Below are 21,766 nucleotides of genomic sequence, written 5' to 3' on the forward strand. Positions count from 1 at the left end.
CGATATAGAAATAGAAAATCATTCGTGATAGCGCAGCGTGGCGTTAGCCATACAACAAGATACCCTCAGATCCCCGACTTCTTAGAGAAGTCGGGGATCTGAACAAGTCAAGACTCTGACTGCCAATTCTGGTTTAAAGCTGCCTCAATCTGAGGATAAACTTCTTGATTATATCCAGATTCGTCAGCCATTCATTAACTAGTTCTATTACCTTTTGTAAGGAATCATCTGAAGGGGTAATTTTAGATTTGGAAGTACAATAATACATGGTTTATCAAGGATAGAAAGATTTAATAATTCTCAATTACTATTTTACCCATTCCCCAAAAAATTAGATTTTGTTCTATAAACAACCGTGTAGCTATTTCTGGAAACTGGGTTTGGAGATGCTTTTTTAATAAAGTACGATCGCCTCCTGTAAGGGCAATTTTACTCTCAGGAAATAAAAACAACCACGCCTCAATAAAATCTTTAATCCCTGCTAACAATGTGTAAATCACGCCGCTTTGAATCGCTTCTGGCGTATTTAAGGCAAAACGTGGGGGTAGAGCCTTAATTAATTGCGCCTCTAATAATGGTAATTGTCCTGTGTTTTGTCCGAGAGTCGCCAACTGTAAACCTAACCCTGGTAAAATTGCCCCCCCAACTAAACACTGGTTAGCATCTGCACCTGTCAAACTCAGTGCTGTTCCGGCATCTATTACCAACATGGGAAAGCCCCAAGTCTTTGCTGCACCCCACAATGCTAGGGCGCGGTCAATTCCCAGTGTGGGGTATACGCCCAACAGGGGTATTTTATCTAAGGTGATAATGCGAACATTAGGTAAAGTTTGCCAGAGTGCTGTTTGACTAGGAACTACAGAAGCTAGAGTAATTGGGTAGGGGACTGACAATGCCGTGTCCCTAGGAATGGTGCTTAGTTGGGAAATTACACTAGGGGGGAATTTTTCGAGTGTGTGAGCTTGAGCGAATTGCTGTATAACAGACTCAGGTAGATAATCTGTATCCCAAGCTGAGTCTAGGTTTTCACCGATAAACAATGCCCAATGTAAGCGGGAATTGCCAATCATTAATCCTAACCAAGGATTTGCTCTATACATATGATTGTCAAGGTTCACACTTTTAACTTTTTTAAGTCATTCATAGGTTTTTTAATAAAATTTAACATTCAAGCCGTGGCACAATAAAACCAGAGGAATAAATACTCATTTTGTCAAGGAGGGGGTTATGGTAGCGCTCACCGAAAGAATTGAAAAAAGGCTCACCATAGAGCTGGTGGAAATTGCTGAAGATACTACGGCAATTCGCTCTCTGGACTGGGATCGCGATCGCTTCGATATTGAGTTTGGTCTGCAAAATGGCACAACCTACAACTCATTTCTCATTCGCGGTGAGCAGACTGCTTTGGTTGATACCTCCCACGAAAAGTTTCGCCAGCTATATTTTGATACACTCACGGGTTTGATTAACCCAACTGAGATTGATTATTTAATTGTCAGCCACACGGAACCAGACCACAGCGGCTTAATTAAAGATTTGTTGCAAATGGCTCCAGAAATCACCGTTGTGGGTTCTAAGGTGGCGATTCAGTTTTTGGAAGATTTGGTACATTGGCCGTTTAAGCGGCGGATTGTGAAAAATGGCGATCGCTTGGATTTGGGTAACGGACATGAATTTGAATTCGTCATCGCCCCAAATTTACACTGGCCTGACACCATCTTCAGCTTCGATCACAAAACCAAAACTCTCTACACCTGCGATGCTTTTGGGTTGCATTATTGCTCAAATAGCACCTTTGACGATGACTTGACAGCTATTGAAGCAGATTATCAATATTATTACGACTGCTTGATGGGGCCAAATGCCCGTTCTGTATTATCTGCTCTCAAGCGGATGGCGGAACTCAAAACCATCAAGATGATTGCCACTGGACACGGGCCGCTACTATACCACAATGTGGAAGAATTGACCGGGCGTTATCGCACTTGGAGCCAAAGTCAAACCAAGGCTGAAGCGGCAGTTGGGATATTTTATGTGGCTGATTATGGATATAGCGATCGCCTCGTGCAAGCGATCGCCAACGGGATCAGCAAAACCGGTGTAGCGGTGGAATTAGTAGACTTGAAAGCCGCAGTTGATTTACAAGAAATCCGGGAATTAGTGGGACGCTGTGCGGGTTTGGTCGTCGGGATGCCGCCAGCAGCAGATATTGCGACCATTCAAGCCGCACTCAGCACCGTTTTAGGTTCCGCCAAAGATAAACAAGCCATTGGGATTTTTGAAACTGGTGGCGGCGATGATGAACCAACTTATCCCCTATTAAACAAATTCCGTGCTTTAGGCTTGCACGTAGCTTTTCCCGTAATTGAAATCCGCGACACATTCACAGAAAACACCTACAAGCTGTGTGAAGAAGCGGGAACAGACTTAGGACAATGGGTAACACGCGATCGCAGCATCAAAGCCATGAAATCCCTAAGTGCTGACCTCGATAAAGCATTAGGCAGAATCAGCGGCGGATTATACATCATCACAGCCAAAAAAGGCGATGTTTCCAGCGCCATGTTGGCTTCTTGGGTGAGTCAAGCCAGCTTTAAACCCTTGGGATTCTCCATTGCAGTAGCCAAAGACCGCGCCATAGAATCACTGATGCAAGTTGGAGATCGCTTTGTTCTCAACGTCCTTGAAGAAGGCAATTATCAACCATTGATGAAACACTTTTTGAAACGGTTCGCCCCTGGTGCAGACCGCTTTCAAGGTGTGAGAACCCAGCCAGCCCAAAACGGTACCCCCATCCTCGCCGACGCCCTGGCCTACATGGAATGTGAAGTTGTTAGCCGGATGGACTGCGGCGACCACTGGGCAGTATTTAGCACCGTTGATGCCGGCAGAGTCAGCAAACCTGAAGCATTGACTGCGGTACACCACCGCAAAGTCGGAAACCACTATTAGATTTAACTCACGCAAAGACCCTAAGAGATTTTCAACCTTTGCGCCTTTGCGTGAAATAAAAATTCCTGATTACTCATATTTATCAAGCTATGACATCAACAAAACCCCGTGACGTTCAGATACTCCCCATCGGAACACATACAACAGTCATGCGATCGCGCAGTTGGGCCAGGCTAAGATTTGAAATAGAATATGCCCTAGCCAAAGGTACAACCGCTAACTCTTACATAATTCAAGGAGATAAAACCGCCATCATCGACCCCCCAGGGGAAACCTTCACAGAAATTTATCTCCAAGCCTTACAGCAGCGGTTTGATGTCAAATCCATCGATTACGTAATTCTCGGTCACGTCAACCCCAACCGCGCTGCTACATTAAAAGCATTACTGGAACTGGCGCCACAGATTACCTTTGTCTGTTCTAATCCAGGGGCGATCAATTTACGCGGCGCCTTAGAAAATCCAGACTTGCAAATTCTCGTCATGCGGGGAGAAGAAACCCTAGATTTAGGTAAAGGGCATAATTTGCAATTTATTCCCACACCTAACCCCCGCTATGCAGATGAACTTTGTACCTTTGACCCCCAAACAGAAATTTTGTACTCCGATAAATTATTCGGGGCACATATTTGTGGAGATCAGGTATTTGATGAAGGCTGGGAAATCTTTAACGAAGACCGACGCTATTATTTTGATTGTTTAATGGCACCTCACGCCCGTCAAGTGGAAACGGCTTTAGATAAATTATCAGATTTGCCGGTGAGACTGTACGCCACCGGACACGGGCCTTTGGTGCGCTATGCTTTAATCGAACTTACCAAAGCTTATCGGGAATGGACTCAGCAGCAAACCTCCGCCGATTTGACAGTAGCGTTGATTTATGCTTCTGCTTATGGGAATACAACCACCTTAGCTCAGGCGATCGCACGGGGAATCACCAAAGCCGGCGTTAGTGTAGAATCAATAAACTGCGAATTTGCCGACCCCGAAGAAATCCGCACCGCCGTAGAAAAAGCAGCAGGCTTCGTAATTGGTTCACCAACCCTTGGCGGCCATGCACCCACACCCGTAGAAACAGCATTAGGAATCGTCCTCTCTACAGCCACCAACAATAAACTCGCCGGTGTCTTTGGTTCCTTTGGTTGGAGTGGAGAAGCCGTTGATTTAATTGAAGGTAAACTCAAAGATGCCGGTTACAGATTTGGTTTTGAACCCATCCGCGTCAAATTCAAACCCAACGATGTCACCTTGCAAACTTGCGAAGAAGCCGGTACAGATTTTGCCCAAGCGTTAAAAAGAGCAAAAAGAAAAGTTGTAGCAAGACTTCCCGCTACCACCGTAGAACAAGCAGTCGGGCGGATTATTGGTTCTCTTTGCGTAGTTACAGCCAAGCAAGGCGATGTCACCAGCGGCATGTTAGCCTCTTGGATAACACAAGCCAGCTTTAGTCCTCCTGGTTTAACAATTGCAGTAGCCAAAGACCGGGCAATGGAACCACTTTCCCACTCAGGAAACCAATTTGTAGTTAACATTTTGGCTGAAGGAAAGGAACTCAGAAAGCAGTTTATGAAGACTTTCACCCCAGGACAAGACCGATTTGCCGGCTTAAAAACTGAGGAAGCTAGTAACGGTTGTCCCATTCTTACTGATGCTCTAGCATACCTAGAGTGTTCCGTGGAATCCCGGATGGAAGCCGGCGATCACTGGTTGGTTTATGCGACTGTGGATAATGGTAAAGTCCTAAATCAAGATGGCGTAACAGCCGTTCATCATCGCAAGTCAGCGAATTATTATTAAGAACCCCACCCCGATTTTGTACAAGCAAAATCGCCCCTCCTCCGCAGTCGCCTCAACGGGGGGAACCCCCGCACAGCCCTGCTCTCCGCCAGGGAGGAGGGGTTAAACATTATGTATACAATATAACTCTTGTGGGGTGGGCATCTTGCCCGCCCAAATTCCCTTACCACGAGGAGGGGTTAAATATGTATAAAATAACTCTTGTGGGGTGGGCATCTTGCCCGCCCAAACAATGCAAATTAGGTTTGCAACAGCTTATCATTTGGGTAAAGCTGTAAATTGTAGGGATAAATCATGAACATTGAATTAAAACCTGAACATGAGCAATTTATCCAAGCTCAAATTGCCAATGGTAGATTTACAAATGCAGATGAAGTAATTGATACGGCATTTCAACTGCTAGAAAACTTAAATACTGATTATATTCATTGGGTGGAAGCAACTCGCCAAAAAGTTGATGTCGCCATTGCAGAACTTGAACGAGGCGAAGGTTTGGACGGTGAAACCGTTGTCATGCAAATCTTGGAAAGATTCAAAAAAGCTCGTGAGGCTTAGAAATGAGTCGCTACATCATCGCACCATCTGCAAGCCGCGATTTAAATGCAATTGCTGATTATTTTCTCGTGCAAAACATGGAAGCAGGAGAAAAACTATTTAGAGAATTCAACAATAAATGCCAAAATTTAGCGAAATTCCCGAATATAGGACGCAGTTATGCTCATATTAGACCTTTATTGCGTGGCTTGCCGCTAGATGGGTATATAATTCTCTATCGAGTGCTTGATGATGGAGTTAAAATTTTGCGGGTTGTCAGCGGCCGCCAAGATTTAGAATCTTTATTCGCCGAGTCGGATGATGAGTAAAAAGCCTGAAACAGCCTAATTTGGTTATGCATAAAATAGTAAATTTGTACAGCAAGTTAGCAAAGAACTATTTATTGCGTTTAACTTCCAGTTACAAGATTAACGAATAACGAATAACAAGATTGATTTTGCTACTCGAATAACGAATAACAAGATTGTGCTCCTCGATGTGCAAAATTTTGCACCTCGATAAAATAATTATGATATGATATGCATATAAATGGAAAAGGGCAGAGGTCGCCAAACACTCTACCCAATCATCAGGTTATTAAGCTGTCTGCAACACCTACGGGCGATCAATAATACTCAGTAATTTACTGAATATCGAATCCGCCTTCTGAAAGATGTAAGCCACAACTAGAAGTAGTGGCAAACCTAGCAAAAAAAGAACGTATATTTGGTTCATTTTTTTTCAGTGGTTTTTGAATACACAATCCATAACTCCGACCAGCGCCCCGATTTTTATCAGGGTGCAGTTTTGGTTTTTTATGCGTACTTGTTAGATTTTAGCATTCCTAATGTAAGAACGCGCATAAAAACGCACAAATAAATTTAATTCCTCGATACCAGCCCGTAAATAGACAACTATTTGCCGAAATACTCTAAGATTTAAACCAAATCTTCAGTCTGATGAATACAGTTGTACTAAATCTAGAGCCAGTAATTCGCCTGACAGATGAGCAGTTTTATCAAATCTGTATGGCAAACAAAGATGTCAATCTAGAACTCAATGCACAAGGAGAACTGATTATTGTGCCACCAGTGGGAGGAGAAAGCGGCCGTCGTGAAGCAACCCTGATTATCAAATTAGGTATTTGGAATGAGCAAACAGAATTAGGAATAGTCTTTAGTTCCTCTACAATCTTCAGACTTCCTAATGGTGCAAAGCGTTCTCCTGATGCTGCTTGGATAAAATTAGAACGATGGGAAGCGCTGACTGATGAAGAGCGCAAAAAATTTCCACCACTGACACCAGATTTTATCATTGAACTTAGATCGGAAACAGACCGATTACAAACCCTGCAAGAAAAGATGCAGGAATATATAGAAAATGGTTTGCGCTTGGGTTGGTTAATAAATCCTCAAGGGCAGCAAGTAGAAATTTATCGACCAGAAAAACCTGTAGAAATCGTGCAACTTCCCGCGCTGCTTTCTGGGGAAGACGTTTTACCTGGCTTTGAATTACAACTTTAACATCAGCACAGCAAAAAAGACCTCACCCTCTCCTGACAAACATCCCTCTCTATGCGTTGGAGAGGGACAGGTAAAGCGATAGCAGAACCAGGGTGAGGTTTTCGTTCCAAGCATAAATTGCACCGAGAGAGACTTGGCATGCAACGTCTCTACATTAGTAAGAGAGAGGAATGTTCGCGAGGTTTTGCAAATCCCGTAAAAAGGACTCGAAAAAATGGAGCCTCCCATTTTTAAGACGGGTTGGGGGGATCTTCCAGTGTCTAAATCTGTCCGGGTATTCACCAAAAGGATACGTTAATTATTTACAGAAGAACTAGGCACGATAAATATGAACTTTGACTACAACATCTCACCCCGTCTGTCAACATTATTTATCTTTCTGATCAGAGAAGGCATCACCCCAGATCAGATTATGGTGGGTATCATTCAATTGGCAAATGAGACTCAAGATTTCCACGGCATCAATGCCTCAGTTGAGTGCCTGCGTTGCCTAATTGGAACAATGCGCCCAGACACTGCTGCTGAGGGCATTTCAGCCTTTATTTTATCACTAGCAGCAGAGAACGTTACCACATTAATGTTACTAGATGCATTAGCGATCGCCTGTTATGAATGCGCCTTAGTAGATTGTGAAGATATCATTCGCATCACTCACCAAAAACTACTGCAAGCAAAAACAGGCCGTTCTTGCTAAATATGCCCTTAAGCCGTTCCTGATTTAATTTGCATACAGTCAGCTAATGGATTTTTCATTTTGAATTTTGAATTGCTTCCCTGTATTCCCCCAGAACCGACGAGCAATGTAGCTACACTGGGGGAATAAAACCTGAAAAATCTATTCAGCCGTTAAAATTTAGTCACAGTCACGCTAAGACCAGAATCAAGCCGAGGAACCTTTAAATACTCAACTGGCTCGCTACTTTGAGGAGTTTGGTTATTTTTTGATTCACATTGCTGCTGGAAAAAAGCATCTGGATTGTTAATGTAATCTAGAGGAGTTAGTTTTTTGCATCCTTGCTCCCGTAATACCACAACCGAATCAGCAGGTTGTGTTGAATTATTAGTTTGCTCAATGACATGATTCCACTTATTATTAATTGTCGCTGGTTCTGTCATCAAAGCCGCAGCCTGATTAGGTTTACCTTTTGCGGAAGGAACCTTCTGTTGGTTAGCGTAGGCACTCTGGTTGATAGCCAGCGCACTAATGGCTACAACTAAAGCTATGGGAAAGTATTTCATAATTAAATATCTCAAAATTTAATGCCAGCTTAAACATTACAAACTGCTAGATGCCGAAACTGAATACATAACACCAGTGTAAACCTAATCCCAGTTTCCCCCAGAACTGAAAAGCGATCATCGCTATTAAATAGCGATTTATGGGGAGTTTTTTATCACATTTACATAATATTTTTTTATATAAATTTCGAGGCTCAGATCCCCGACTTCTTGAAGAAGTCGGGGATCTTTTTGAAACGTAGGATTGCTATATACACAATCAACACACCATTCAGGAGAAATCAGCCATACCTGAAAAGCTGCCAAACTTCATAATTCTTAATCTTGCTAACTTGTCTCTGTAGCTGACAGAAGTCCCATAATCCCATAGGCTGATCTAGAGTGGTGATTTTTCACTTCCAGCCTGAGAGGATGTTTGAAAAATATTCGGAACCCCCAAACCCCTTACTTAACAGGGAATGGGGAGTATAGAGACGTTTTTAAGTAAGTTTTATAACTTTCCTCACAACCTCTGAGAATATTGCTCATCGTCAATCATCACGTTAATCCCAACCTGTAAACAAAATGCCTATAAAAATAGTCCAGAACTTTGATAGTAGTTTCACCCTTGAACCGCAAGCACAAGAAACGCTCTTCAAATTATTGACGAGTGAATCATTTTTAAGCCAAATTTGCCAACAGTGCCAGTTTGAAAAAGTCGAATTTACAGAATTACTATTTCAGCCAGTTCCCTACACATTAAATACGCCTAAAGGGATGCCAGCAGAATTTGAGAAATATCATGAGTCTGATGATTACACTATCATCAACATACCGCCAAACTTCATGTTTACTGCTAAAATTTTTCGTCCCAGTCGCCTTTGTGCAATTTACAAAAAAATAGGATAATAATTAAGTTAAGGAGGTAGGCGCATTAAATACTAAAATAATTAATAGATAGTTATTTGCACCCATTGACTTACTGTAAATTGTTGTTTTTGTTTCTGATAAAAGCTAACAAATGACAAAATTGACTAGCGATTTTTCAATTTAATTTATGACCACTGAAACGAATATTTCCTCTTTAGCAACTCTAGAATACTTTCCTTATATTGACGAAAACGGTCAATTACCTGAACAATTTTCCGGTAAAATCGGAGTCTATGCCATTTTTGACCAACAAAAAGCGCTGCAATTTGTTGGCTATTCTCGCGATGTTTGTCTTAGTCTCAAGCAGCATTTAGTTCGGCAACCACAACAATGTTATTGGGTAAAAGTTCAAACTATTGAACGCCCTAACCGCACAATTTTAGAAAATATTGAAAATACTTGGATGGCTGAAAATGGTATAGTCCCTGCGGGAAATGGGGAAAACAAACAAAAATGGACTGACCCCATTGATGCTAAGGCAGTCATGACACCGGAAGAACAGGCTAATTATCAAAATCCATTAATTGATGATTTGATGCAAATGAAAATCATTAAAAATGTAGCGCGGCGGGTCGAAGCAGAAATTTTAGCGGTGTTAGCAACGCGAGGTTTACAGATGCAAGTTCGCTTCAATCCTAAATTAAAAGAAGAGGGATTACTTGATTTGAAGTAGGGTGTGTTGTGTGAATATCAGAAGATTTACAGCAACTTGTATTTGAATACTGAAAAGCGCTGTAATATATTTTTCAAGGTTAACCGCAGGGCCAGCTTTCCATGACAATACGGCTGCTGAACGATCGCTATCAAGTTATCCAGGTACTCGGTGCTGGTGGGTTTGGCGAAACCTTTCTCGCAGAAGATACCTATATGCCCTCGAAGCGCCGCTGTGTGGTAAAACAGCTAAGACCAATTCAAAATAATCCCCAAATTTACCAACTCGTACAAGACAGGTTTCAGCGGGAAGCAGCAATTTTAGAAACACTCGGTGGTGCAGCTGACCAAATTCCCGGTTTGTTTGCTTACTTCTCCGCTGAAGGACAATTTTATTTAGTTCAGGAGTGGATTGAAGGGGATACTCTCACAGCGAAAGTTCAAAAGCAGGGATTATTTACCGAAAGCGCTGTTTTAGAATTGTTGGTGAATTTGTTACCTATTTTGGAGTACGTCCACTCCCAGCACATCGTTCACCGCGACATCAAACCAGATAACATCATTTTGCGTCTTCGTGATGGTAAACCGGTGCTGATAGATTTTGGTGCGGTGCGGGAATCAATGGGAACGGTGGTGAATTCTCAAGGTAATCCTACCAGTTCGATTGTAATTGGTACTCCTGGATTTATGCCCAGCGAACAAGCAGCCGGTAGACCAATTTATTCTAGTGATTTATTTAGTTTGGGGATGACGGCAATTTATTTGCTGACTGGAAGACAACCACAACAACTAGAGACAGATTCACAGACGGGTGAAATTGTGTGGCGTCAATATGCTAGTCATCTTAGTCCAATGATGGCAGGGGTAATCGATAAAGCGATCGCCTATCATCCACGCGATCGCTACCCCACCGCCAAAGCCATGCTAGATGCCTTAGAGAGCATAACAAATCCACTTCCTCCAACCCAACCGCCAGTATATTCACCTTTACCTGAGACTGTAAATGTTGCACCACCACCTCAGCTTAAAACTCAAGGTAATAATCAGAATAATAATATCCTTATTGGAAGTTTGATTGCAGGTGGGTTAATCGGTGCATCTGTAATTATTAGTCAAGTGTTAACCAAACCTCCTCAACCTGTCACAGAAAGCAAAGATACAATTACCACTCCCTCAGTTTCCCCAACTTCAGAAACGCCATTAAATAACACACCCCAAATTAAAAAGACTATAGTAATTAACCCAACAACATCCCCAGCTATCAACACTCCCGAATCTACAATCATCCCAAATACAAATTATTTCTGGCTTTCCCAAAGACGTGTAACAGATGCAGATTTGGATGGTAAAGACGCTTTTGAATTGGATATTATGCGAAATACAATTTTCGCCAAAAATGGTCGCCGTTTTGAAACTCCTGGTTTACAAGATTACTTTAATCAACAATCTTGGTACAGTCCTCAATATTCACCCAAGGAATTTCCTGCTAAATTACTTTCAAAATTAGAGCAACGAAATGTAGACTATATTGCCAAATATCAAGAACGTTATAACCGGAGATATTTTAAAAAATAAAGTATTTCACAATTAACAACTATTTGATGGTTAATATGTTGACGGTCGTTTAATATATTAACCTCAGAGAAGGGATACATTCCATTGCTAGACCGTCTGAGTATCTCATGTACATTTAGAAAGGGCGCACGCTTGTAACTGAATATGACAACAACGCTACTGAATAATCGCTATCAAGTTATCCAGGTGCTCGGTGCTGGTGGGTTTGGTGAAACCTTTCTGGCAGAAGATACCCATATGCCTTCTCGCCGACGCTGCGTTATCAAACAACTCAAACCCATAACTAATGATCCGCAAACCTACCAATTAATTCAACAGCGGTTTGAACGGGAAGCAGCAACCTTAGAGTATTTAGGCAAAAGTAGTGACCAAATTCCTGAACTCTACGCCTACTTTTCTGAAAATGGGCAGTTTTACCTCGTCCAAGAATGGATTCTTGGTCAAACTTTATCTAACATAGTCCAATCGAAAGGATATGAAAGTGAAACAGCCGTTCGAGATATTCTCTTGAGTTTGCTGTCAGTCCTTGATTATGTCCACAGCAAAGGCATTATTCACCGGGATATTAAGCCAGATAACATTATCCTTCGCGCCCTTGATAACAAACCTGTTTTAATTGATTTCGGTGCAGTCAAAGAAACTATCCGTTCTGTGGTAAATTCCTCAGGACACCCTACACAATCTTTGGTGATTGGTACACCTGGGTATATGCCTAGTGAACAAGCCGTTGGCCGTCCAGTTTACGCCACAGACATCTACAGCTTAGGGTTAACAGCAATATATCTGCTAACTGGCAAACATCCCCAAGAATTAGAAACTAACCCGCAAACTGGCGAAATACTTTGGCAAAATCACGCCCCTAGAGTTTCTCCCCAATTAGCGATGGTACTCAATCAGACAATTAGACCCCATACTAGCGATCGCTATAGTACTGCAAGTAAAATGCTATATGCCTTGCAGTCTGCTAGTAATATTCCCTCACAATCATCTACTGCTACTGCCACAATCAGCCTTAGTCCCCATGGTGCGGCGCTAACCCAGCCATTATCATCACCACCAAAAACTCCCGTTATCAGAGGGTCTACAACTCTAGAACTCTGGCAAAAGCCTCCCGTGATTATTGGTAGTTTGGTCTTGGGTAGCTTGATTGCTGGAGTAGTTATTTCTAACATCACCCGTCAGCCCCAGATAGAAGCCCCCATTGCCAACAATACCAGCCCCTCACAACCATCTCCAACTCCCACTATTTCCCCTACTAATCCCCCTATTTCTTCCCCACCTTCTTCGGCCCCATCTGTAACTAACTCACCACCGCAGCAGCCAATTACTTCTACATCTTCACCAACCGCTGATACCTCAGAAGCATTCACACCACTGCCAGCAGACGAACCTGAAATTGCCGATACCAACGCCCCCGCAGTCCCAGCAACACCACAACCAGAAACAGAAAATCAGACCCCTGTAATTTCCACATTGGAGGCTGATTCAGAAACAAAGAAAAAGAAACCAAAGAAAAACAAGGAGTTTCGTAATAACACAACTGCCTCTACCACTGAGACAAGGGTACCCGCATTTCCTACCGGCACATCAAGAAGCAGCGTTGAAGCAGCACTTGGCAAAAAAAGTAAAGATTTAAGAGGCTTGTGGGGCAATACCCGTGCTGTCACCTATAAGTTAGTCCCAAATCAAATTGACCTTGGCTACTTATTTGATCGTAATTCTGGAGCATTGCGTCAAACAGAGGCAGCTTTTGCCCAATCGGTAGACCCCCAAGTAATGCAAACAACCTTGAATGGAATGTTAAATGGGCAAGCTACGGAGGAAATTAAGCAGGGACTCCAACAAATACAACAGCGTCAGTCCGATAATTTTCAGTTTAGCCAAGGTAGCGTCAAGGGTCAGATTGTCCGGCAAAATTGTGATTTTATTTACATCAGTATTTGGGATGCAGATTTACACGAATTTGTCAGTCCATCAGCAGCTAAACAGTGTTAGGTCATCCGTGAGAGGTTAAGATAAAGCGCCTTTTGCTGCACCCTCTTGACAAATGTACAATTTTTTTAACCTGTCACGGATGGCTCTATATTCTTTATCACAAAATCAGACTCATGTAATTATTATTTTGTCAATAGTAATCATAGGAATTATCAATGTGATCTGTTGTTAATTATTTACAGAATATTTACTATAATTTGATACGGGCAATATGAGCTTATGTACTGGTAAGTCAATTCAGAAAAAAATTCTGATATCCAAAATTTAAAGTTAATAAGATTATCTTGCAGAAGATACTTTAAATTTACTTATCAATCGCATTTGAAATCATAATTATTTTTCCCCTAATTTATAAATATTCAGAGTAGTCATGGCAAAGTATCTACTGGCTTCTGCTAATGGGATGGCATTGTTATGCTTAATTTCCGGGTTATCACCCGTGCAAGCTCTCCCTAATTTAGAAAGTGCAGATAAAAATATAGCTGTTAATCAAGATGGTGGCAGCTATAAAAAAAATGATTCTCATCAAAGCAATTTAGCAAATAATATATCCAGTGAATTGCTGATAGCTAATGAGAGTCAAAAAACACTATCCTCAGTCAATCAACAGCAAAAAAGTCAAGATTTAGAAGTAGATTCTACTGTTGATTCTTGGCAGCCAATCTTGCCACAACCAGCAAATTTCTCTCCACCCTCAGACAGTCTTGCACAAGTAACATCCGTATCCCAATTGTCTGATGTACAGCCGGCCGATTGGGCTTTTCAGGCACTGCAATCTTTAGTTGAACGCTATGGTTGTATCGCAGGTTATCCCAGTCAAACCTATCGCGGTAATCGGGCGATGACTCGCTATGAATTTGCTGCTGGATTAAATGCTTGTTTAGACCGAATCAACGAACTGATTGCGACTGCAACTACTGATTTGGTCAAGAGAGAAGATTTAGCCACGTTGCAGAAACTACAAGAACAATTTGCGACGGAATTGGCAACATTGCGGGGTCGAGTAGATGCTGTAGAAGCTCGCACAGAGAAACTAGAAGCAAATCAGTTTTCTACGACTACTAAACTAAATGGAGAGGTAATTATTGCTGGTGTTGGTGCTAGCGGCGGCGCTCCTAATGACAGTGACCCTAATATCGTTCTAGTAAATAGAGTACGGTTAAATCTTACCACTAGCTTTACTGGTAAAGATTTATTAATTACTGGATTGCAAGCTTATAACTTTTTGGGCGGAGTCAATGGACAGGGTAGCGTGCAAGAAAGTTTAGGATTAGCTGCACCGCTTTTAAGTGCGAGTAGCGCTCGTACCAGTTTTGAGCCGCAATTTCCTGGAGTAAATGTCAACACTTTGTCGAGTGTTGGCGCAAACAGTGTTCAGCTTTACAAATTGCTGTATATCTTTCCCGTCGCTGATAAATTAACCTTGTTTGCGGGAACTGCGGCGGAAACATCAGATGCGTTCCCAGCAATTACGCCTTTTTCTGGTGAAGGACAAGAGTCAATTTCTCGTTTTGCCGGCTTGAATCCTGTGGTAAGGGTTTCTGGTGGAACTTCTGGTACTGGTTTAGCATCGGCGGCGGGATTTATTTTTAACATTTCGCCAAATTTGGATTTAAGAGCTTTATACGGCAGTGTAAATGCCAATTTACCCCAAAATTCTGCTAATGAGGCACTACCAGGAGTTTCTACTACACCTTTGGGAGCAGGTTTATTTAGTGGTAGTAGTGTTATTGCCACACAGTTAACCTTCAAGCCAAGTAGTGATTTGGATATTGGTTTAAACTATGCCCACAGTTATCACGAAATCAATATTTTGGGTACAGGATTAATTAGTAGTGATATCGGTGCTTTAGCAGGGGTGGCAGCTGGAACACCAGTCACACTCAACTCCTTTGGAAGTACCGTAACATGGCGATTGTCTCCCAAGATAGCCTTATCTGGCTACGGTGCAGCACTATTTGTTGACGCTGCTTCTAATAACGTGAATGCTTCCACCGCCTTTACAAGTTGGATGGTGGGAGTTCACTTCAAAGATTTATTCAAGTCAGGGAACAATGCCGGGATTATTTTTGGTCAGCCGCTTTACCGTACTGATGCCAGTGGTTCTGCTCAACTTACCCCCACAGGTGACAATCGGGCCACTCCTTACCATTTAGAAGCCTATTACCGCGTTAAAGTTAGCGATAATATCAGCATCACCCCTGGTGCGTTTATTCTCTTTAACCCAGAAGGTAACAGCAACAATGAGACTACGACTGTAGGTGTACTTCGGAGTACTTTTACATTTTAAGAGCTTGGGAGTGGGGAGTGGGCTTCTGCTGTTTACCTAAAAAAGGAGCCTGATTTAGGCTCCTTAATTAAAAACTGGTTAGTAAATTTAGACTACTTGATAGTTACCTTACCACCAGCTTCTTCAATCCGCTTCTTAGCATCTTCAGCAGCATCCTTCGCAACAGCTTCTTTAACAGCCTTGGGTGCAGCTTCCACCAAGTCTTTCGCTTCTTTCAGACCCAGACCGGTCAATTCCCGGACAATCTTCAGCACGGCAATCTTCTTATCAGCAGGTACTGACTCTAGAATTACGCTAAACTCGGTTTGCTCAACAACTTCTTCAGCAGCAGCAGCAGCACCAGGAGCCATCATCATCATGCCACCAACGGGTGCAGCAGCACTGACGCCAAAGGCTTCTTCAATTAGCTTGACTAATTCGGAAGCTTCCAGCAAAGTCAAAGATTTCAATTGTTCTAAAATTTGTTCGGTTGCAGCAGACATTGATATAACTCCTGTAATGTTGATTAGTTATTTAGTCATCAGTCATTGTTTTTGACTATTGACTATGGACTGATAAACTGCGAATTTTATTCGCCAGCGCTTTCGGCACTATCGCCTTCAGCGCTACCGCCTTTCTCACCCTCAGCCACAGCCTGCAAGGCACGAGCCAAGGAACCGGGAACTTCGTTGATACCCACGGCAATCTTGGTAGCCAATGCGTTGATAGCTCCAGCAATTTGCGCCATGAGTTGTTCCTTCGATGGCAAGTCTCCTAAAGCCTTAACATCTTTTTCTTGGAGCAGGCGACCTTCCATCACGCCGCCGCGAAGTTCGGTCTTCTTGGTGACTTTCTGGAATTCTTGGTATGCCTTAATTGCTGATGAGAAATCTTCTTTGACCAGCAAAAAGGCAGAAGAACCTTGGAGCAATTCTGATAGTGGCTGCCATTGTTCTTGACCTTCAATAGCAATGCCCATGAAGGTGTTCTTAGTCACCTTGCAAACAGTGCCAGTCGGACGTAGCCGCCGCCGTAAGTCAGTGATTTCGCCAACTGTTAGCCCCTGGTAATCAATTACCAGTGCCAAAGTTGACTCACTCAAAGTTTCTTTGAGGTCAGCTACAATCTCTTTTTTATTTTCTAACGTTCTACCCATGCTTCTTTCACCTCCAGAGGCAAAATTATTAATTTCCGCTCTGAAAAACTTACCCAAACCCAGATAAATCAGGACAAACCAGATATTAAATAGTTTTGGTGTTTTCTTCCTGCTTCCCACGGTCGGCAATCCCATACCATCCGCAGGCAGATAACCACGGCAGTTGCTACAAGTTTGGTCACATGAGCAACGCACTGCCTCCCGAAGCTACGGGCTACACAACACAAGGTTTAAAACTCTTAATCCTGTTTGCGCGTCTTGTTCTGACCAGTCCAAAATAATAAACCCCAGCTATTTTTGCCGGGGTTTAGTAGTCATACTTCTCATGCCGTAGTTATTACACCTTTTTAGGTAAAACTTCAGGCAGTTAAAGCATCAACCTCGGCAGGATATTAAGCTATTAGCACCTGCTTTCTCCGGCTTTGCCTATTCAATTTAGGATTAGGGAGTGGAGGAATGAGTAAATATGAGTGAGGAGTTGATTTAAAACTCAAAACTCAAAACTCTGATTAGACAGCTTCGGTCAGTTTAAAGTCCCGTAGGGCGTTGATATCGATTCTAATCGATGGCCCCATTGTGGCAGCTATGTAGAATGTACGCCAATAACGACCTTTAGCACCTGAAGGACGGTTACGATCAATCGTTTCTTGCAACGCCTTCAGGTTAACTAACAAATCTTCAGGCGTAAAAGCTGCCTTACCAAACATAACATGGACAATACCAGTACGATCAGCACGGAATTCTAGTTTACCAGCTTTGAATTCGGCGATCGCACTTGCTAAGTCAAATGTCACCGTTCCACCCTTAGGTGATGGCATCAAACCACGGGGCCCCAGCAACTTACCCAGCTTTGCCACCTGTGGCATCACATCCGGTGTGGCAATCAGCTTGTCAAAATCCATTCTACCTTTTTGGATTTCGTCAATTAGTTCTTCTGACCCAGCTATATCAGCACCAGCATTTGTGGCTTCATTGACCTTTTCACCTCTGGCAATAACTGCCACCCGGACAATTTGTCCTGTACCTTTAGGCAGTGCTACCGTTGTCCGCAGCTGTTGGTCTGTATATTTTGGGTCAATTCCCAGCCGGATATGCGCTTCAGCGGCTTCGGCAAATTTGGCTGTTGCTGTCTCTTTCAGAAGGGCTAAAGCCTCTAGGGGTGTATATTCCCTATCTTCTACTTTTTCTTGCAGCGTCTGCAAGCGACGCGATATTTTTTTTCCCATTTTTCTCTCCTGGGGTAATTCCGAAGCTTGGCCTCTCCCCCGATATTTTTAGTAATGAGTGCTGAGTGTTTAGCTTTTTGCTAATAACTTTTGACTCTTGACTTTTGACTAATCAGAAACCGTTACGCCCATATTTTTAGCGGTTCCTTCCACGATATTCATTGCCGCATCTATGTCATTGGCATTCAGATCGGGCAGTTTTGTTTGGGCAATTTCTCGCAATTGTGATCTAGTAATACTTCCAACTTTCTTTTTGTTGGGTTCATTAGATCCGCGCTCAATTTTCGCTGCCTTACGAATCAGCACTGATGCTGGTGGCGTCTTGAGTACAAATGTAAAACTCCGGTCTTCAAAAACCGAAATTTCTACAGGTATCACCATTCCAGCTTGGTCTGCTGTTTTGGCGTTGTACTCTTTGCAGAACATCATGATGTTAACGCCGTGTTGACCCAATGCGGGGCCTACTGGCGGTGCTGGATTGGCTTTTCCAGCATTCAGGGCCAGTTTAATGACCGCTACTACTTTCTTCGCCATTTGTATTTAGCTCTGTTTCTCTACCTGATTAAATTCCAATTCTACTGGTGTATCTCTTCCAAAAATCGAGAGCAGGGCTTTAAGCTTACTCCGCTCTGGAGAGACTTCAATCACCTCGCCTTCAAAGTCCTTAAAGGGACCCGAAAGTACGATTATCTTATCACCAGTAGCCATGTCAATTTTGACAATCGGCTCTTGTTCACTGGTTTGTTTGAATATGCGTTCTACTTCTGAATTACTCAGTGGTAATGGCTTGACGTGACCGCGACCCTTACCACTGCCACGTTTTTGTTCTGCTCCCACAAAATTAATCACGTGAGAAGTGTTTCGCACCACCTGCCAAGTATCATCATCCAACATCATCCGCACTAGCACATAACCAGGAAAAACCTTTTCTTCTGTGTGCTGCCGACTGCCATCTTTACGGATTTTCACCGCTGGCGTGTGTGGAATTTCCACCTGGATAATTTTGTCAGCGACATCAAAGGTTTGGATGCGCTGCTCTAAGTTCGTCTTCACGCGCTTTTCACAGCCTGAGGCTACTTGCACTGCATACCAGCGTGATTCTTTGAACGCTGTTTCTGCCGCTTCCTCTGACTGCAACGTCGAGTTGCGTGGTTCGTCTGTTGCAGAAGTCATCAGAACACCTGTTTTGCTGCCCACCCAAAAAATCCATCGACCAAGTATATCAAAGACGCGGAGAGTGTCACCATCAACAACACAGCCGCTGATTCGCTCACTAGCTGCTTCCGGCTGGGCCAAACCACTTTTTGAAGTTCTTCTTTAGTTCCTTGGTAGAAGTTACTAAAGCTAAACCCTTCTGTAGTTTTGGGCAATTCTGCTTCATTTTTTTTGGTCATGGACGTTTATCCCCCGTTGCTTATCCAGCTATACCCTGCTAATTTTCGTCCAGGTTTACAGCTTTGACCCCATTTAACCGGAAGCAAAAAAGCTGCAAATACAAAAATAATTATACCCGAAATAATTAGCATTAACTGCCATACTAGCAGATGCGTTCTTCTTTCGGGCTGTATTTTTGGCTTTTGAGCGCGCCCTGGAGGACTTGAACCCCCGACATCAGGTTTTGGAGACCTGCGTTCTACCAACTGAACTAAGAGCGCACAAGCTGTCTTTGTTTCAGTCATTGCGCTGAACTTTTGATAGTTTAACGCAATTACGATTTTGATTATAGCTTAGTTTTGTCTAGGAAGCAAGTTAGCGGCAGATGCCGCTTGCAGCATGAGATTTCTCTCATAGTTTGGGAAAGCAAATTATAAGGGGCGGTCAAACCGTTGCTTGATCCGGGTTGCCTTACCGACGCGATCGCGAAGATAATAAAGTTTAGCACGCCGTACTTTACCACGACGCAATACTTTAATGTTATCAATCCGGGGAGAATGGAGCAGGAATACCCGTTCCACGCCCACACCTTGGAAAACTTTACGGACTGTAATAGTTTCGTTGATCCCGCCATTGCGTTTGGCGATTACTACTCCTTCGTAAGGTTGGACGCGGAATTTCTCGCCTTCCTTGATTTTCACGCCTACTCGCACTGTGTCGCCCACATAAATATCGGGCAGATTGGATTTTAGCTGTTCCGCCTCAATAGAGCGGATAATCTCTTGAGCGTTCATAATCTCTCTGTATGCTGACAAAACTCACAATCATCAATCATAAACCCATTTATGTGAAGTACTCAAACTTGGCTACGCCTAAAGTCTGAGCTTCCTGTCTCCTTCGTCGTGGCCGCCTTAGGCAAAGCCAATGTTTACAAATCGGTTCATTGTCAAGAAAAGACACTTTAGAACTGAACTCACCCCCCGGATTTATCCGTGGGGTTCCAACTTACTGCGTAAGTTTCGTTTACCCTTGTAGGTTCCGACTCCTCACAAGCTATTGGATTACGGAAGATCCACTCTATCCCACAACAAGTAGGAGACTTTGAACTAGTCGCAGTCGCGACGACTCTCTCAACCAGAGCAACCCGCTGACTTCTCTTGGCTATCTGGGTGTTTGACCCAGTGCCGTAAATATTATATCACGGCAGTTTAAACTGCTTTTATTAGGCTAATTGATGAAAATTATTCTCATAATGTGAATTGCTGAGATGGGTTTACCCTGCTACCAAAACACCGACAAGGACATATTTCCAGAAGTCAGAAGTTTTGAATGTTTTAAATGCTTACATTTGTTCCCTCTGGATAAATTCCACTTTATTATGCTTTTTGTGTGGCTGAAGAGGGATATATCTGCGTCTGGATCGGACTGTAGATCATTAACATAACGTAGCACCAATTTTTCTAGATAGGGACTTCGACGAAACGTTAAGATTAGTGATCTTTCTGCCAGAAATTTCCTGAAATCGAAAGAATCTTACAGTAAAGCTTTACCACAGGTAGGAAGTTTATGAAATTTAGCATCGTCATCACCACCTATAACCGCTACAAATTACTGCAAAGAGCAATTGACTCTGCTCGTAACCAGACGATTAATTGCGAGGTGGTTGTTGCTGATGATTGCTCGTCTGATGCCACCGAAACCTATGTCAAAAGCTTGGGTAATGATGTCATTTACCATCGTAACCCAGTTAACCAAGGCCATGCGGCAACGGTAAATGCTGGAGTGGGAAAAGCTAGCGGTGACTGGATTAAGTTTTTGGATGATGACGACTACCTAGCTCCCAACTGCTTAGAAGAGATGGTAAAAGCGATTTCAGCCCATCCCAAAGCTGTAATTTGCTCCTGTGTTGCGGCTCAGGTGGATGTTCAGGAAGTGGAACTCAGTCGTACCCCGCAACTTGGGCCTGGGTTAGCTTATTATATCCCCCAAGCAGATATTCACTACGGGATGCTGCTAGAGCTTGTGCCCTTTGGTACACCTGTGCAAGTAGCTTGTCGCCGTGATACTTTCATGCAAACGGGCAGTTGGGACTCCTCTCTTGATGCTAACTGTGATGATATTGATTCGTGGATTCGCATTGCCCAGTTTGGTGATGCCATTTTCCTCAATCAATGCCTCGCTTATCGAACTATCTGGCCTGGTGCTTATAATCAAAAGATTTCTTTATCTCAGCGGCTAAATACAAATATTTTGATGAAGGAGAAGATTTACTCCTTAGTGGATCAACAGCACCGCGCAGAAATCCCAGATTTTCGGTATATAGAACAATACCTAAAACTGCATTGGGATTTAGTAGCGCTGAAGCAAAGAAATCTCAAGAGTTTACTTTTGATTCTTGATTTATCCGTACTTTCTCCTACTGCTTGGATGCTTTTACTGACTGCGTCTTTATCACGTCATTCACCTGTTATCAAGACTCATATTCGCAAATTAGTGTTAATTGAATCCTAGTTTTTGGAGCGTTGATGACAATATTTTGGTGTCAGAAAATGTTATTTATTTAAGTA

General features: G+C 42.9%; 21 protein-coding genes, 1 tRNA gene and 1 other annotated feature. Of the genes, 12 read left to right on the top strand and 10 right to left on the bottom strand.

Annotated features, from left to right (window positions below):
• Window positions 1-290: 290 nt before the first annotated feature.
• Window positions 291-1,100 (bottom strand): pantothenate kinase, encoded by an 810-nt coding sequence (locus H6G32_RS03935; RefSeq protein WP_190455367.1) that lies wholly within the window; start codon window positions 1,098-1,100, stop codon window positions 291-293.
• A gap of 127 nt (window positions 1,101-1,227) precedes the next feature.
• Between H6G32_RS03935 and H6G32_RS03940 the strand changes: the two genes are divergently transcribed.
• From H6G32_RS03940 to H6G32_RS03965, 6 genes are all read left to right on the top strand, one after another.
• Window positions 1,228-2,952, top strand: coding sequence for a diflavin flavoprotein (locus H6G32_RS03940; RefSeq protein ID WP_190455088.1), 1,725 nt, complete (start codon window positions 1,228-1,230; stop codon window positions 2,950-2,952).
• Window positions 2,953-3,041: 89 nt separating this feature from the next.
• On the top strand, window positions 3,042-4,748 hold the full coding sequence (locus H6G32_RS03945; protein WP_190455091.1) for a diflavin flavoprotein: 1,707 nt from the start codon (window positions 3,042-3,044) through the stop codon (window positions 4,746-4,748).
• A gap of 294 nt (window positions 4,749-5,042) precedes the next feature.
• Window positions 5,043-5,303 (top strand): ribbon-helix-helix domain-containing protein, encoded by a 261-nt coding sequence (locus tag H6G32_RS03950; protein ID WP_190455094.1) that lies wholly within the window; start codon window positions 5,043-5,045, stop codon window positions 5,301-5,303.
• Window positions 5,304-5,305: 2 nt separating this feature from the next.
• The gene (locus H6G32_RS03955; RefSeq protein WP_190455097.1) at window positions 5,306-5,611 is read left to right on the top strand and encodes a type II toxin-antitoxin system RelE/ParE family toxin; all 306 of its coding nucleotides are present in this window, start codon (window positions 5,306-5,308) and stop codon (window positions 5,609-5,611) included.
• A gap of 630 nt (window positions 5,612-6,241) precedes the next feature.
• The gene (locus tag H6G32_RS03960) at window positions 6,242-6,805 is read left to right on the top strand and encodes a Uma2 family endonuclease (protein WP_190455100.1); all 564 of its coding nucleotides are present in this window, start codon (window positions 6,242-6,244) and stop codon (window positions 6,803-6,805) included.
• Window positions 6,806-7,133: 328 nt separating this feature from the next.
• Complete coding sequence (locus H6G32_RS03965; protein ID WP_190455103.1) at window positions 7,134-7,499, top strand: hypothetical protein; 366 nt, start codon at window positions 7,134-7,136, stop codon at window positions 7,497-7,499.
• A 152-nt stretch (window positions 7,500-7,651) separates the two neighbouring features.
• Here H6G32_RS03965 and H6G32_RS03970 read toward each other — a convergent pair whose 3' ends face one another.
• A complete protein-coding gene (locus H6G32_RS03970) occupies window positions 7,652-8,044 on the bottom strand; it encodes a hypothetical protein (protein ID WP_190455106.1) in 393 nt (130 codons plus the stop codon).
• Between the two features lie 564 nt (window positions 8,045-8,608).
• Between H6G32_RS03970 and H6G32_RS03975 the strand changes: the two genes are divergently transcribed.
• From H6G32_RS03975 to H6G32_RS03995, 5 genes are all read left to right on the top strand, one after another.
• The gene (locus H6G32_RS03975; protein WP_190455109.1) at window positions 8,609-8,932 is read left to right on the top strand and encodes a hypothetical protein; all 324 of its coding nucleotides are present in this window, start codon (window positions 8,609-8,611) and stop codon (window positions 8,930-8,932) included.
• 148 nt (window positions 8,933-9,080) lie between these two features.
• On the top strand, window positions 9,081-9,626 hold the full coding sequence (locus tag H6G32_RS03980) for a GIY-YIG nuclease family protein (protein WP_190455112.1): 546 nt from the start codon (window positions 9,081-9,083) through the stop codon (window positions 9,624-9,626).
• A 101-nt stretch (window positions 9,627-9,727) separates the two neighbouring features.
• Window positions 9,728-11,179: a protein kinase domain-containing protein gene (locus H6G32_RS03985; RefSeq protein ID WP_190455116.1), complete on the top strand. Its 1,452-nt coding sequence runs from the start codon at window positions 9,728-9,730 to the stop codon at window positions 11,177-11,179.
• Between the two features lie 144 nt (window positions 11,180-11,323).
• On the top strand, window positions 11,324-13,174 hold the full coding sequence (locus H6G32_RS03990; protein ID WP_190455119.1) for a serine/threonine-protein kinase: 1,851 nt from the start codon (window positions 11,324-11,326) through the stop codon (window positions 13,172-13,174).
• A 370-nt stretch (window positions 13,175-13,544) separates the two neighbouring features.
• Window positions 13,545-15,464 (top strand): iron uptake porin, encoded by a 1,920-nt coding sequence (locus tag H6G32_RS03995; RefSeq protein ID WP_190455122.1) that lies wholly within the window; start codon window positions 13,545-13,547, stop codon window positions 15,462-15,464.
• A 92-nt stretch (window positions 15,465-15,556) separates the two neighbouring features.
• Here H6G32_RS03995 and rplL read toward each other — a convergent pair whose 3' ends face one another.
• From rplL to rplS, 8 genes are all read right to left on the bottom strand, one after another.
• Entirely contained in the window at window positions 15,557-15,946 is a 390-nt protein-coding gene (gene rplL / locus H6G32_RS04000; protein ID WP_190455125.1) for a 50S ribosomal protein L7/L12, read from the bottom strand.
• An 86-nt stretch (window positions 15,947-16,032) separates the two neighbouring features.
• A complete protein-coding gene (rplJ, locus tag H6G32_RS04005; protein WP_190455371.1) occupies window positions 16,033-16,599 on the bottom strand; it encodes a 50S ribosomal protein L10 in 567 nt (188 codons plus the stop codon).
• A 270-nt stretch (window positions 16,600-16,869) separates the two neighbouring features.
• Window positions 16,870-17,037: a sequence feature (ribosomal protein L10 leader region), on the bottom strand.
• Window positions 17,038-17,108: 71 nt separating this feature from the next.
• Window positions 17,109-17,825: a 50S ribosomal protein L1 gene (rplA, locus tag H6G32_RS04010; protein WP_190455128.1), complete on the bottom strand. Its 717-nt coding sequence runs from the start codon at window positions 17,823-17,825 to the stop codon at window positions 17,109-17,111.
• Window positions 17,826-17,933: 108 nt separating this feature from the next.
• On the bottom strand, window positions 17,934-18,359 hold the full coding sequence (gene rplK, locus H6G32_RS04015; protein WP_190455131.1) for a 50S ribosomal protein L11: 426 nt from the start codon (window positions 18,357-18,359) through the stop codon (window positions 17,934-17,936).
• A gap of 6 nt (window positions 18,360-18,365) precedes the next feature.
• Complete coding sequence (gene nusG, locus H6G32_RS04020; protein WP_190455134.1) at window positions 18,366-18,998, bottom strand: transcription termination/antitermination protein NusG; 633 nt, start codon at window positions 18,996-18,998, stop codon at window positions 18,366-18,368.
• On the bottom strand, window positions 18,998-19,219 hold the full coding sequence (gene secE, locus H6G32_RS04025; protein ID WP_190455138.1) for a preprotein translocase subunit SecE: 222 nt from the start codon (window positions 19,217-19,219) through the stop codon (window positions 18,998-19,000). The genes nusG and secE overlap by 1 nt, the downstream gene beginning before the upstream one ends.
• A 188-nt stretch (window positions 19,220-19,407) precedes the next feature.
• Window positions 19,408-19,480: transfer RNA gene (locus tag H6G32_RS04030), tRNA-Trp, on the bottom strand.
• A gap of 150 nt (window positions 19,481-19,630) precedes the next feature.
• Window positions 19,631-19,993 carry a 50S ribosomal protein L19 gene (rplS, locus tag H6G32_RS04035; RefSeq protein ID WP_190455143.1) on the bottom strand — a complete coding sequence of 121 codons (363 nt, stop codon included), beginning with the start codon at window positions 19,991-19,993 and terminating at the stop codon, window positions 19,631-19,633.
• A 772-nt stretch (window positions 19,994-20,765) separates the two neighbouring features.
• On the opposite strand from rplS, the gene H6G32_RS04040 reads away from it, so the two are divergent.
• On the top strand, window positions 20,766-21,710 hold the full coding sequence (locus H6G32_RS04040) for a glycosyltransferase family 2 protein (RefSeq protein WP_190455146.1): 945 nt from the start codon (window positions 20,766-20,768) through the stop codon (window positions 21,708-21,710).
• The last annotated feature ends 56 nt before the right edge of the window (window positions 21,711-21,766 follow it).

The sequence above is a fragment of the Cylindrospermum sp. FACHB-282 genome (assembly GCF_014697195.1).
Lineage (GTDB): Bacteria > Cyanobacteriota > Cyanobacteriia > Cyanobacteriales > Nostocaceae > Cylindrospermum.

What these genes read in the sequence shown, in the direction of transcription:
- H6G32_RS03995 (WP_190455122.1), top strand. Translation starts at nt 13,545, where the DNA reads ATGGCAAAGTATCTACTGGCTTCTGCTAATGGGATGGCATTGTTATGC.
- H6G32_RS03970 (WP_190455106.1), bottom strand. Translation starts at nt 8,044, where the DNA reads ATGAAATACTTTCCCATAGCTTTAGTTGTAGCCATTAGTGCGCTGGCT.
- secE (WP_190455138.1), bottom strand. Translation starts at nt 19,219, where the DNA reads ATGACCAAAAAAAATGAAGCAGAATTGCCCAAAACTACAGAAGGGTTT.
- H6G32_RS03985 (WP_190455116.1), top strand. Translation starts at nt 9,728, where the DNA reads ATGACAATACGGCTGCTGAACGATCGCTATCAAGTTATCCAGGTACTC.
- rplJ (WP_190455371.1), bottom strand. Translation starts at nt 16,599, where the DNA reads ATGGGTAGAACGTTAGAAAATAAAAAAGAGATTGTAGCTGACCTCAAA.
- H6G32_RS03940 (WP_190455088.1), top strand. Translation starts at nt 1,228, where the DNA reads ATGGTAGCGCTCACCGAAAGAATTGAAAAAAGGCTCACCATAGAGCTG.
- H6G32_RS03960 (WP_190455100.1), top strand. Translation starts at nt 6,242, where the DNA reads ATGAATACAGTTGTACTAAATCTAGAGCCAGTAATTCGCCTGACAGAT.
- rplA (WP_190455128.1), bottom strand. Translation starts at nt 17,825, where the DNA reads ATGGGAAAAAAAATATCGCGTCGCTTGCAGACGCTGCAAGAAAAAGTA.
- H6G32_RS03935 (WP_190455367.1), bottom strand. Translation starts at nt 1,100, where the DNA reads ATGTATAGAGCAAATCCTTGGTTAGGATTAATGATTGGCAATTCCCGC.
- H6G32_RS03950 (WP_190455094.1), top strand. Translation starts at nt 5,043, where the DNA reads ATGAACATTGAATTAAAACCTGAACATGAGCAATTTATCCAAGCTCAA.
- H6G32_RS03945 (WP_190455091.1), top strand. Translation starts at nt 3,042, where the DNA reads ATGACATCAACAAAACCCCGTGACGTTCAGATACTCCCCATCGGAACA.
- H6G32_RS04040 (WP_190455146.1), top strand. Translation starts at nt 20,766, where the DNA reads ATGAAATTTAGCATCGTCATCACCACCTATAACCGCTACAAATTACTG.
- nusG (WP_190455134.1), bottom strand. Translation starts at nt 18,998, where the DNA reads ATGACTTCTGCAACAGACGAACCACGCAACTCGACGTTGCAGTCAGAG.
- rplS (WP_190455143.1), bottom strand. Translation starts at nt 19,993, where the DNA reads ATGAACGCTCAAGAGATTATCCGCTCTATTGAGGCGGAACAGCTAAAA.
- H6G32_RS03955 (WP_190455097.1), top strand. Translation starts at nt 5,306, where the DNA reads ATGAGTCGCTACATCATCGCACCATCTGCAAGCCGCGATTTAAATGCA.
- rplK (WP_190455131.1), bottom strand. Translation starts at nt 18,359, where the DNA reads ATGGCGAAGAAAGTAGTAGCGGTCATTAAACTGGCCCTGAATGCTGGA.
- H6G32_RS03990 (WP_190455119.1), top strand. Translation starts at nt 11,324, where the DNA reads ATGACAACAACGCTACTGAATAATCGCTATCAAGTTATCCAGGTGCTC.
- H6G32_RS03965 (WP_190455103.1), top strand. Translation starts at nt 7,134, where the DNA reads ATGAACTTTGACTACAACATCTCACCCCGTCTGTCAACATTATTTATC.
- rplL (WP_190455125.1), bottom strand. Translation starts at nt 15,946, where the DNA reads ATGTCTGCTGCAACCGAACAAATTTTAGAACAATTGAAATCTTTGACT.
- H6G32_RS03980 (WP_190455112.1), top strand. Translation starts at nt 9,081, where the DNA reads ATGACCACTGAAACGAATATTTCCTCTTTAGCAACTCTAGAATACTTT.
- H6G32_RS03975 (WP_190455109.1), top strand. Translation starts at nt 8,609, where the DNA reads ATGCCTATAAAAATAGTCCAGAACTTTGATAGTAGTTTCACCCTTGAA.